This window comes from Halopseudomonas salina (assembly GCF_014637955.1).
Lineage (GTDB): Bacteria > Pseudomonadota > Gammaproteobacteria > Pseudomonadales > Pseudomonadaceae > Halopseudomonas > Halopseudomonas salina.
This window is the reverse complement of record NZ_BMFF01000007.1, coordinates 38,728-50,671: the sequence shown is the minus strand read 5'-3', so window position 1 is coordinate 50,671 and position 11,944 is coordinate 38,728. Positions and strand designations below refer to the sequence as shown.

Sequence of the window (11,944 nt, the reverse complement as noted above, 5' to 3'; positions counted from 1 at the left end):
CCTGGCGCACATGCCCTAACATGCCGGGTTTCTTGATTACAGGAATGAAACAATGACATTTGCAGAATTGCTTGCTGCGCTCGCCAGATCGCCGGAGCAGGAAGTGACTATTCCGGCAAGCTGGGCCCAGGGGCGGGCGGCTTACGGTGGCCTTGTAGCGGCTCTCGTATATCAGGGAATGCGGGCTGCTTTGTCTGAAGACCGACCGGTACGATCCTTGGCTATTACCTTTGTGGGGCCAGTTGCGCCCGGGGAGGTCATGCAGGTCGAGGCTCAGGTATTGCGCGAAGGCAAGGCGGTCACACAAATGCTGGGCATGGCGCGACAGAACGGCCAGATAATGTGTATCGTCCAGGGTAGTTTCGGGGCTTCACGTGAGTCGCAAGTCTCCCTTGCAAGCGAGCCGGCTCCCACAGTAAAAGCGGTCAACGACTGCGTAGAAATGCCCTATATCGAGGGGGTCACTCCGGTTTTTCTGCGCCACTTTGCGGTGCGCTGGGCCTTGGGTGACCTGCCTTTCACGAATAGCAAAAAACGCGAAATGGGTGGCTGGATGCGTTTTCGCGAAGACGAAGGCGCCGTACACGAGGCGCATATTCTCGGGCTTGTGGACGTATGGCCTCCAGCCGTACTGCCGCATCTAAAGCGGTTTGCCCCGGCGAGTTCACTGACCTGGACAATCGAGTTCGTGCAGCCCCAACCGGATCAGGGTAATACTGACTGGCTTCTGTACAGGGCCAACATCGATCATGCACGTGACGGTTACGGGCATGCTTCGGCCATGGTGTGGCGGGAAGACGGTACGCTGGTCGCTATTAGTCGGCAGACGGTCACGGTTTTTGGTTAGATTGCTTCGAGCCATTTGCTGGGGGTAGGCGGCCGTCGCTGAACAACTAGGGATGATATGCAGCCAATGGCGAAAACAAGGAATCTTCTCAAGCCCCTGGCAACGCTGGTAGCTGGTTTGCTGGTAGCTGCGTTGACCGCCGTGCTTGCCTTCAATACGCAATGGCGTGGTCAGTTTGATCTGTTCATGTTGTTATTGGCGATCGCCGTAGCCGTCATGGCGATTGCCTGGTATCTGCAGCGCCTGCACACGCTCGAGCTGGAGCGCAACGCTTCGACCACACTTGAGCGTAACCGGGAGGTCATGTCGGCCATCACTGATGCCGTGTTCCGGGCTGATTACTCTGGTCGGCTGGTTTACGTCAATCAGGCCTGGGCGCAGATTGCCGGCAACATGCCCCGTTCCATCCTCGGCTCTTCAATCCTGCATTTCCTGCATGCAGAGGATCAACCGCTACTGGACAATTATCTGCGACGCGTGCGTGAGGGTCATTCGGACACCCTGCGTATCAATCTCAGGCTGCGTCGCGAGGATGGACGTTACCACTGGTGCCGACTTACGGCACGACCCTATTCCACGGTCGAAAGTGGCGAAGTGGTGATCGGTACGCTCAACGATATTCAGCAGCAGCAAGAGCAGATGCGCATACAGTCTGCTCGGATGAGTGTGCTGGACGGGCTGTTGGGGGACGCAGGGATTCAGGACCTGGCCAACCGTCTGGTTCTTGAATGGGAGGCTCTCCAAACCGGCCAGCGCGCATCTATCGTACTGAAAAACGAGATCGGTGGCGCCTTGCAGGTTCTGGCAGCGCCCAATAGCGCTCATGAGCTTATTATTCCCCGCGAGGCGGCTGCCCCCGTTGATCTGAGCTACACGGGGCTGGCTGGTCTGTATCGTGACACCCCGGTATTTATTGATGACATTTCCACAGACCCACGTTGGGCAAAAATGCGCACGCAGGCGAATCAATGCAGTGTTGCAGCCTGCTGGGTTGTCCCTTTTACCGGGGCCGACGGAGCCGTTCTGGGCTGGTTCATCATTCATCTTGATCAAACCGGTAATCCCAATGCAGGGGACCTGCAGCTGCTCGATGAGTTTGCACGGCTCGCTGCCCTGGTGGTACAGAAGTCCCGACTGGCTGACGAGCGGGAAGCGAGCGAGAAACGCTTTGCGGCCATATACGAGCATGCGGCGGTAGGTGTGTTGCTGGTTTCACCCTCGGGTGAGTTTATCAGCGCCAATCCGAGTTACTACGAAAGGTCAGGCTATAGTGAGGAAGACCTCAGGGAATTGACCCCCAACGGTACGCTCTATCGTGAAGACCGGCCGATGATCGAAACCATGTTGCGCGAACTGCGTTATGGAACCTCGAGCAAGTTTACTGTTGAAGCCCGCTATGTTCGCCGCGATGGTGAGCTGGCCTGGATCAATCTGATGGTGACGCTGGTGCGTGACACCGAGGGCGCAGCACAGTATTACGTGATGATTGTGGAAGACATTACCGATCGCAAACGGCATGAGCAGGCCCTCAAGGAAGCCGCCGCCATGTTCGAAAGTAGTCGTGAGGGCATGATGGTGCTCAATGAGCACTTCCGGATCATCAATCATAATCCCGCCTTCAGCATTATTACCGGCCTGGCCGTCGGACGTGCGGTGGGCAAGCGCCCCCTGGTGCGCAGCCGCCTGCTCGATCCCTGGGCTCTGGGACGCAGGGTGCTTCGTGAGCTGCGCACCGAAGGTTACTGGCAGGGAGAGGTGATTATTGATCGGCCGGACGAGTACAACGTTCCTCTGTGGGTAAACGTAACAGCCGTCAGTGATGAGGGCGGTCGAATTAACCGATACATGGTTATGTTCAGTGATCTCAGCGGCTTGCGGCGTAGCCAGGAGCAGCTGCAATACATATCGCATTTTGACAGCCTCACGGGGCTGGCAAACCGCAACCGGGCCATGTTGCGTCTTGAGCAGGGGCTGGTTCAGGCTATACACGATGACGCCAACATCGCTGTGCTGTTCATCGATCTGGACCGCTTCAAGGCGATCAACGATAGCCTTGGACACTCAGTAGGTGACGAGGTACTCCGCCAGGCCGCCGAGCGCCTGAGCACCTGTTGCCCCCAGGAAGCTACCCTGGCCAGGCTTGGCGGGGATGAGTTTCTGGTCATTGCTCCCGGCTTGTCTGCCGCAGCTGTTCGGCACGTAGGAGAGCAGGTCTGTGACGTCATGCGCTCACCGATCGTGCTTGCTGACGGCAGGGAGATATACATTGGTGCAAGTGTCGGGTTTGCCTGCTATCCCGACGATGGCCAGGTCGCAGCGGATCTCGTCCGTCACGCTGATGCGGCGATGGATACCGCAAAGAGCAGCGGGCGCGATCAGGTCTGTGGCTATGATCGAGCCATGACCGAAGAAGCCAGCGCCCGATTCGAGATGGAGCGAGGCCTGCGCAAGGCACTGGAGAATGCTGAGCTGGAGTTGCACTACCAGCCAATAATTCGGGTCAGTAACGGGCGCGCCATTGGCGTGGAGGCATTGGTACGCTGGCGACATCCGGAGCGTGGTCTTATACCGCCGGACCGTTTTATCCCTCTTGCCGAGCACAGCGGCCTGATTGTGCAGGTTGGGCACTGGGTTCTGAATGAGGCGTGCCGGCAGATGGCGCAGTGGGAGCTTGAGGGGGTTGCCCCCGAGCGTGTGGCGGTCAATCTGTCGCCTCGTCAGTTTGTACACCTGGATGTGGTGGAACTGGTCCGCTCAGCTCTTCAAAAAAGCGGGCTTAGCGCCTCGAAGCTGGAGCTGGAAATCACCGAAAGTGCATTGATGACCAGCGCCCATCAGGGAGAGCAAACACTGCATCAGTTGAAGGGGCTCGGGGTAGGTCTGGTAATTGACGACTTCGGCACAGGCTATTCTTCGCTCGCTTATCTGCGCCGTTTCCCGCTGGATAAGCTGAAGATTGACAAGAGTTTTCTTGCTGGCGTGCCTGAGCGGGCCGAGGATAACCAGCTGGTTACAACCATCCTGGATCTGGCGGCCAATATGCGCCTGAATGTAGTCGCAGAGGGTGTGGAAACTGATGCGCAGTGGCGCTTTTTGAAGGAGCGCCACTGCGGAGCCTGCCAGGGTTACCTGTTCTCTCCGGCCCTGCCGGCAGCAGAGCTGGTGGCGTGGCTCAGGGAGCAGTAAAAGGCAAATAGCATCAGGGTTTACGTGCCACAAGCGTGGCACGTAAAGGAGCGGGGTGACCCTCAATAGTCAACCGGGGATCCAGCGGGTCAAGGAAATCAGACAGTGACTGAAACCGCATCCACTCGGTGCTGCGCTGTTCAGCAGTCGAAGTCACGTTAAGATCGATGCAGCGTACATCCGTGAATCCGCTGCGGCGCAGCAACTTTTCCAGCATCGCGACCGAGGGCAAGAACCAGACATTCCGCATTTGCGCGTAGCGGTCCTCAGGCAGCAGGCAGGTGTCTGTATCGCCCTCAACTACCAGGGTTTCCAACACCAGCTCACCACCGGGTCGCAGGCAGCCCTTGAGTTGCAGCAGATGATCTACTGGCGAGCGACGGTGGTATAACACGCCCATCGAAAATACCGTATCGAATCCGCCAGCGGGTTCAGGCAAATCCTCCAGTGTGAAGGGCAATTGCCAGACCGGGGCATCTGGAATGTATTTCTTCACTGAACTGAATTGATTTATAAACAATAGGTTGGGGTCGATACCTATCACCGTTGCTGCACCGCAGCCCCACATGCGCCACATGTGGTAACCGTTGCCGCAGCCTACGTCGAGAACCTTTCTGCCCCTCAGGTCCACGTGAGGGATGACGCGCTGCCATTTCCAGTCCGAGCGCCATTCACAGTCCACCACGAGACCAAATATCTCGAACGGCCCCTTGCGCCAGGGTTGCAAGCCACGCAAGGCGCTTTCCAATTGCTCGCGATCTCCAGTCGCGAGGTCCTGGGCTGAGCCTATCCGCACCGCGTCGCTTACCTCGAAGGAAGATGGGCACGCTGCCGGTAACTGGGCTACGGCGTTTTCCCAGCGCTCCATGTCGCCGTGATTCACATCACGGAGTCGTAGATCAAGAGCCTCGGGAAGGCTGGACAACCAGTGCGCCAGGCTGCTCTGGGACAGATGCTCATATAAAGTCGTGTAATCGATCACTTGTGGGCCATCATCGAGCAGAAATTCAGTGATTGAAACCAGCTATGGCTATGGCTGAAGCCGGCCTTGAAAAGGCGGTCCTGATGAGCTTCAAGCGTGTCAGGTAGCATCACTTTTTCAATGGCACTGCGTTTCTGGGCAATTTCCAGTTCGCTATAGCCGTTCGCCCGTTTGAAAACATAATGCATGGTCTCCAGGTTTTGCTGTGTTCTGGGGTCTGCGAAGGCGAGTTTTTCCGAGAGAATCAGCAACCCGCCGGGCAGTAGCGCGCGATGGATATCTGTCAGAAGCTGGAGACGTTGGGGCGGTGGGATGAACTGCAGGGTAAAGTTGAGCACAACTACCGAACAGGGCTGCAACGCGAGTCGGGTAATATCAGCCTCCATGACCTCTACCGGGGTCAATTCCTCAACCATGGCGTTCTGAGCAAACAAGTATTCCCGACAGCGGCTGATCATGGGTGCGGAGTTGTCTACCGCCATGATCCGGCATCCAGATGCGCGAACGTGACGGCGCATTGACTGTGTCGCTGCCCCTAGCGAGCAACCAAGATCGTAAATGAGGCTATCAGGCCTGGCATATTGCCCGGCAATGAGGCCAATGGTTTCGACGATCGTTGGATAACCCGGCACTGATCTTTTTATCATGTCGGGGAACACACGAACGACTTCGTCGTCAAAAGCGAAGTCGCCGATCTGCGCGCGCGGCTGCGCGAAAAGCTTGTCTGTCTCGGTCATTGCCTGTTTCCAGCCTGGCAGAAAAGCAGGCATATTACCGGAAGTAGCCGCACTTGACAGGATGTGACCCTGACTGCTTCACTGCCGTATCTGGTGGCAACCTGCCATGTTCCGTGTGGAGAGTCCTGGGTCAGAGCCTGCCATGGGAATGGCGCTCTTGTTTAATTGCGCAGCCTATGCGGTTTTTTTGACATTTCGGTCCGTTTTACTGTTCGTTTACGTCTCGAGCAGTGGCATACTGTCGAACATTGGGCTGCAGCACGAAAACTATTGACGCTCCCCAAAGGGAATGCGACGGATAGCGCAAGTGGTAGTGTCGACGCCACTTACAGGAAAAGAGGAAAGGGTATGGCAGTCAAACGCCAAGTGATAGTTGGAGTTGCCTCATTGGCCGCTCTATATGTGGGTGTTAGTAATGCGCTGGGTCTTGGGGAAATGCGGCTGGATTCTTCATTGAATCAACCCTTGAGTGCCACGATTCAGTTGCAGGATGCGCAGGGTCTTTCTGCCTCCGATATCATCGTTTCACTGGCCGCACCTGATGCTTTCGACAGGGCTGGCATCGACAGACCGTTTTTTCTGACCGATCTGCGTTTCGTGCCCGTCGTCGAGAACAACCGGTTGCTTATCCGCGTTGAATCCACGCGGCCGGTGCGCGAGCCCTACCTGAACTTTCTGGTAGAACTGCGTCGCCCCGGCGGTCGGATGCTTCGAGAGTACACTGTGCTGCTCGACCCACCCTTGTATGACCCTCAGGCAGCCAGCATCGCTGCCCCTGTTGCACCGCGAACCCAGCCACCTGTCGTCAGTGCACCTGCTCCCGCGAGTGCTCCTGTGGCACGCCAGGCTGATCAGGCGGTAGCTCAGCCAGCCAGTCAGCCAGCCAGTACGGCACTTCAGTCGCTACCTGACCTGCAACCGCAATCGGGAGCCCGGCAATATACAACCGTCGCCGGGGACAGTTTGTGGGATATCGCGGTCAATCAGCGCCCTGATAGCTCGGTCCCAATCCGGGTAAGTATGTCGGCCATCCACGCTCTCAATCCTGAAGCCTTCATCGGTGGCGATATTGACAAGCTGCGTCAGGGACACACCCTGATCATGCCGACTACAGAGCAGCTTGTGACTGCAGGTGCACCCCAGGAGTTGCTTGCCGGCCGGGATGCGACGCAGGAATCTGTTGCAGAAGCACCAGCCGCACCCTCTGCCGTTGAAGAGCCTGTAGCACCGGTTGCACGTCCTGAAGAGGATGCGAGCGAGTTGGCTGAAGTGCTACCAGCCGAGGAGGCAGAGCCAGCTACAGACCCCGTGGCAGATGCCTCTGAAGTGGCTCCCTCTGCTGAGACTCAATCTGATGCAGCGGTCATTGCAGATACGCTACCTGCTGAAGATTCCGATAGCGCAGAAGTGCGCCTGCGAATCGAGGAGACTACCCTTGAGGCAGTTGATGCAGACTCCGCCGCTCTATTGGGTAGATTGAACGCGCTGGAAAGCCGATTCAACGTTTTGCTCAGCGAGCTTGACGCTCGAGATGCACAGATTGCCAGCCTGCAGGCAGAGCTGGAAGTGTTGCGCGCAGCCAAGGCAGCGGAAGCTGAAATGGATGGCGATCTTGCCGGCACGGCAGGGGCGGGATCTATCGGTTCCGGTGACGCTGGCTCTGGGCCTTCCGCCGCAGGTGGCAGTGATGATCCGACCGCGGGCGCAGTAGCCGCCAATGTATTGCCGGGTGAAGAGCCCGAGGCAACCGCGAGCTCTACTTCCTGGCTCAGTTGGTTGACTCTGCCTCTGGTTTTCATTGCTTTCCTGCTGGGCTGGCTACTATCACGTCGTCGTCATCAGGAAGAGGAGCCAGCTGAAGTCGCCCGGCCAGTGGTAAATGAGCCCCATGGCGGCTTTTCCTCGAACATCACTACTGTGCCTGCCATGGTTGCCCGGCCCGTCGCACAGCCGGCTGCCAAGCCGGTAGTGGATCCCCTGGATGGCGTAGAGCTCTATGTTACCTATGGCCGATTCGCTGAAGCGCGCACCATGCTCGACAAGGCAATTGACGAAGAGCCCGAGCGCCTGGATTTGCGCTATAAGCAGTTGCGCGTTCTGGCCGAGCTGGGTGATGGCGCTGCCTTTGCCGAACAGGAAGAGGAAGTGACTGAGCTAGGTGGCGAAGTCGAGCGTATTGACCAGATCAAGGCGCGGTTCCCGCTCATGTTCAACGACAGGGGTGATGTGGTCGAGCAAGTCGATAGTCTCGAACCGTTGTTGGGTGAGGACGAGGAAGAAAATGCAGCATTCCGCACTGGCATCGATGAAGAGCATGACGAATCGAATACCAGTCAACTGAATCTGAATGACTTCACTCTGGACCCTGACTGGGATCTGATTGACGGTCTGAGTCCCGAGCCCATGCGCAAGAGCAGTAATCGTGAGGCAGTCAACGATACTGACAGAACCATTTCGGAAGAAGAGTTCGAAAGCAGCCTGCACAAGTTTCCCCAAGTAGAGGAGCTTGATGCTGATCAGGACAAGCACTTCAGTTCTACAGACGCCGAACACGACAAGCCGGCAGACAAGAAGTAATAGCTGATTTCTGGCTGTCTAGGTAAAAAGGACTCGATGGCAAACCATCGAGTCTTTTTTTTGCTTATGCAAACAGCCTGTTGGCTACGTCGCGGAAGTGGCTGGCGAAATGTATCTGCATACCTTCCTTCAGGTAATCAGGTAGCTCCTCATATTCGCCCCTGTTGTCTTCAGGAAGTATCAGTTCATGAATGGACTGACGCCGCGCGGCAATGACCTTTTCGCGAATACCTCCCACGGGCAGCACCTGTCCGGTCAGCGTTAGCTCCCCAGTCATGGCCATTGACCTGCGGGGTGACTGGTTGCGTGCCAGGGAAAGTAGAGCGCTAGCCAGGGTGACTCCCGCGCTCGGGCCGTCCTTGGGTGTGGCGCCCTCGGGTACATGCAGGTGAACAAAGGCCTTGTCGAAGAACTCTGGGTCGGCCTTATAGCTTTTCAGGTTGGCGCAAATATAGCTGTACGCTATCTCTGCCGATTCGCGCATCACCTCACCCAGTTTGCCAGTGAGTTTGTAACCACGGTTCAGGGTGTGAATGCGGGTGGCTTCTACCGGCAAGGTTGCTCCGCCCATCGACGTCCATGCCAGGCCGGTAACGATCCCCACACCCTTGAGGGTCCTCTCTTTACGAAAAGGCGCAGAGCCGAGCAGTTGTGAGAGATCCTCGGGCTTGATGCTGATTTTTTGTTCCCGGTCTTCTAGGAGCCGCATCACTGATTTGCGTACGACCTTGGCCAACTGTTTATCGAGATTGCGCACGCCAGCTTCTCTGGCATAGCCCTCTATCAGGGTACGAAGAGCCTTGTCGGTGATGCGCAACTGACTTTTCCGCACGCCAGCGCGCTCCAGCTGTCGAGGCCATAGATGGTTTTTCGCAATGGCCAGCTTTTCCTCGCTGATATAACCCGACAGCCTTATGACATCCATGCGGTCAAGCAACGGGCCGGGAATACTGTCGAGAACGTTGGCAGTGCAGACGAACAGCACCTTGGACAGATCCAGACGCAGGTCCAGATAATGATCCAGAAATTGACTGTTCTGCTCGGGGTCAAGGGTTTCCAGTAACGCCGAGGCAGGGTCACCCTGATGACTGGATCCCAGTTTGTCGATTTCGTCCAGCATTATTACCGGGTTCATTACCCCGACATCCTTGAGCGCCTGCACAAATTTACCCGGCATCGCCCCGATATAGGTGCGACGATGCCCCTTGATCTCTGCCTCATCACGCATACCGCCAACACTGAAACGATAAAAGGGACGACCGAGGCTTTCGGCAATGGAGTGACCGATGCTTGTCTTGCCCACGCCCGGGGGTCCCACCAGAAGCATGATCGAGCCTGAAACGGTTCCCTTGAATGCACCCAGGCCAATAAACTCAAGAATGCGTTCCTTCACATCCTTCAATCCGTCATGGTCGCGATCAAGGATTTTCCGAGCGTGTGCAATGTCCAGATTGTCGGCATGGGTGATGCCCCAGGGTATCGAGGTAGCCCAATCCAGATAATTGCGCGTCACCGCGTACTCAGGCGAACCGGTTTCCAGCACTGATAACTTGTTGAGTTCTTCTTCAAGTTTCTTTTCCGTGGCATCTGGGAGAATCTTGTCATTCAGGCGTTCGCGAAACTGCTCGATATCCGCTGTGCGGTCGTCCTTGGACAGACCCAGTTCCTTCTGAATGATCTTGAGTTGCTCCTTGAGAAAGAACTTGCGCTGGCTATCGCTGATGGTGCGATTGACCTCCGCGCTGATCTCTCCCTGCAGCCGGGCAACATCAATTTCTTTCTTGAGCAACACCAGCACCTTTTCCATCCGCCGCAGAACCGGAATGGTTTCCAGAATATCCTGCAATTCGCTCCCCTTGGCGGAAGTCAGTGTGGCGGCAAAGTCGGACAGTGGCGAAGGCTGGTTTGGGCTGAAGCGGTTTAGATAGTTCTTCAACTCCTCGCTGTAAAGGGGGTTGAGCGGTAGCAGCTCCTTGATTGCATTAATCAGCGCCATGGCATAGGCGCGGACTTCATCACGCTCGTCAGTGGGTGCCTTGGGATACTCAACTTCTACCAGATAAGGCGGTTTACGGCTCAACCACTGGGTGATCCGCACTCGGGTGAGGCCCTGTGCAATAAACTGGATCTTGCCGTCTTCCTTTACAGCATGATGTATCTTTACAGCGCACCCGGTCTCCGGGAGATGGCCGAAGTCGAGCTTGCCGTCTGCCGCCAGCGGGCCATCGACGAAGAACAGGGACAATGCGTGGTGGGGGGTGCCTGAGACCCGTTCGATGGTTTCGGCCCAGGGTGCTTCATCCATGACCACCGGCATGACCTGGGCGGGAAAGAAGGGGCGGTTGCTGACGGGCAGAAGGTACAACCTGTCAGGCAGGCGCTGGTCCGGTATCGCCAGTCCCGTGCCAGCGTTTTCGCCACCGGGTTCGTCCCGTTCGATGTAGTCTGAATGCGCATTGTCGTTGTCGGTCATGGAGCCTCTCTGTTTGCTGCAATTGGGGTACGCCGCCTATAGACAAGAAATGGAGTCGAAGGGTTTGTATTTCAATGGTTGCCACATGGCTTGTGGCGGCCTCGGGCAGGGACTACTATAAAAAACCGTATCTACTGGCCAGTTAGCATGATTCGTACCCGGGTTCTCGACCTTCCCACACAGTGCTCGACCCACGCCCATGCCCAGCACCAATTGATCGTGGGACTCAATGGTTGCGCGGATTTCGAGGTGATGGGGCAGGGTGGTGCGGTCAGTCGCCTACATGCCTGTCTGGTGCCGGGGCATGAAGCCCATGCTTTCTCTGGTAGAGGCAGCAACCATATGTTGATCCTCGATCTGCCTACGGACGGCTCCTCTGCAATGGGATTCACCGACGATGGACTGTCACGCCTGTTTGAAAAGCCTCGCTTTATTCGTCTGGACCAGCGCGTACAAGGACTTCTGGACTTCGCAGCCCACGAACTGACGCGCCCAAGCCGCCTTGAAGGGCCTTTGAATTGGCACCTTGGGGGTGTCTTGCTGCATACCTTGCATGATCGACTGTTCTCGCTACCAGCGCAGGTCCGGCAGCCCCACAGCCTGGATCTGTCACGGCTCGATGCCTATATCCGTCAACGCCTGGACCAGCCGGTCAGTGTTGCCGAGATGGCGGCCCAGGTACATATAAGCCCAAGCCACTTCCATACACTGTTCAGAAAGCGGGCAGGGCAGTCACCACACCAGTACCTGCTGGGCGCGCGGGTCGAAGAAGCGGTTCGCTTGATCTGTCACAGCGCCCTGCCGCTCTCTGAGGTAGCCAGTCGTTGTGGGTTTTCCAGTCAGAGCGCTCTTACCCATGCCGTGCGCCAGCGCTGTGGACTGACGCCGGGCAAACTTCGTGTGAATGGCGGCTATTGAAGCTTCGATACCCTGTGTTTCGGAGTTTTTTGCAACAAAATCCCAGGTTTTTGCAAGATTCGGCCAGAGCCGCCTTCTAAAGTGGCCTGAAGGCGTGTGTGTTTGTCCGCTGGCTGGGACAAGTCGCATGAAAACAACAAGCAAGTTCGTCCGCAAGCCATCTATGGGCTAGGGTTATGAGAGGAAGCATTTCTCATCCCGAACGCGTTGGTTCTCAGCGAGAG

The 11,944-nt window shown here is 56.7% G+C and carries 7 protein-coding genes; 4 read left to right on the top strand and 3 right to left on the bottom strand.

Features of this window, described 5'->3' with window-relative positions; all coding sequences use genetic code 11:
* Positions 1-52 precede the first annotated feature (52 nt).
* Together IEV54_RS14635 and IEV54_RS14630 are read left to right on the top strand one after the other, a co-directional pair.
* Positions 53-847 carry an acyl-CoA thioesterase gene (locus IEV54_RS14635; RefSeq protein WP_150278968.1) on the top strand — a complete coding sequence of 265 codons (795 nt, stop codon included), beginning with the start codon at positions 53-55 and terminating at the stop codon, positions 845-847.
* 66 nt (positions 848-913) lie between these two features.
* Positions 914-4,033, top strand: coding sequence for a bifunctional diguanylate cyclase/phosphodiesterase (locus IEV54_RS14630; protein WP_188434471.1), 3,120 nt, complete (start codon positions 914-916; stop codon positions 4,031-4,033).
* Positions 4,034-4,046: 13 nt separating this feature from the next.
* Here IEV54_RS14630 and cmoB read toward each other — a convergent pair whose 3' ends face one another.
* Positions 4,047-5,015 (bottom strand): tRNA 5-methoxyuridine(34)/uridine 5-oxyacetic acid(34) synthase CmoB, encoded by a 969-nt coding sequence (cmoB, locus tag IEV54_RS14625; RefSeq protein ID WP_150278970.1) that lies wholly within the window; start codon positions 5,013-5,015, stop codon positions 4,047-4,049.
* Positions 5,012-5,752 carry a carboxy-S-adenosyl-L-methionine synthase CmoA gene (gene cmoA, locus IEV54_RS14620; protein WP_150278971.1) on the bottom strand — a complete coding sequence of 247 codons (741 nt, stop codon included), beginning with the start codon at positions 5,750-5,752 and terminating at the stop codon, positions 5,012-5,014. The genes cmoB and cmoA overlap by 4 nt, the downstream gene beginning before the upstream one ends.
* Before the next feature lie 348 nt (positions 5,753-6,100).
* Between cmoA and IEV54_RS14615 the strand changes: the two genes are divergently transcribed.
* Positions 6,101-8,329, top strand: coding sequence for a type IV pilus assembly protein FimV (locus IEV54_RS14615; RefSeq protein ID WP_150278972.1), 2,229 nt, complete (start codon positions 6,101-6,103; stop codon positions 8,327-8,329).
* Between the two features lie 64 nt (positions 8,330-8,393).
* Here the strand turns inward: IEV54_RS14615 and lon are convergent, their stop codons facing one another.
* Positions 8,394-10,802: an endopeptidase La gene (lon, locus tag IEV54_RS14610; RefSeq protein WP_150278973.1), complete on the bottom strand. Its 2,409-nt coding sequence runs from the start codon at positions 10,800-10,802 to the stop codon at positions 8,394-8,396.
* Positions 10,803-10,949: 147 nt separating this feature from the next.
* Between lon and IEV54_RS14605 the strand changes: the two genes are divergently transcribed.
* On the top strand, positions 10,950-11,720 hold the full coding sequence (locus IEV54_RS14605; protein ID WP_150278974.1) for an AraC family transcriptional regulator: 771 nt from the start codon (positions 10,950-10,952) through the stop codon (positions 11,718-11,720).
* Positions 11,721-11,944 lie beyond the last annotated feature (224 nt).

Coding starts and splice junctions, on each gene's coding strand:
- lon (WP_150278973.1), bottom strand. CDS start 10,802: ATGACCGACAACGACAATGCGCATTCAGACTACATCGAACGGGACGAA.
- IEV54_RS14605 (WP_150278974.1), top strand. CDS start 10,950: ATGATTCGTACCCGGGTTCTCGACCTTCCCACACAGTGCTCGACCCAC.
- IEV54_RS14635 (WP_150278968.1), top strand. CDS start 53: ATGACATTTGCAGAATTGCTTGCTGCGCTCGCCAGATCGCCGGAGCAG.
- IEV54_RS14630 (WP_188434471.1), top strand. CDS start 914: ATGGCGAAAACAAGGAATCTTCTCAAGCCCCTGGCAACGCTGGTAGCT.
- IEV54_RS14615 (WP_150278972.1), top strand. CDS start 6,101: ATGGCAGTCAAACGCCAAGTGATAGTTGGAGTTGCCTCATTGGCCGCT.
- cmoA (WP_150278971.1), bottom strand. CDS start 5,752: ATGACCGAGACAGACAAGCTTTTCGCGCAGCCGCGCGCGCAGATCGGC.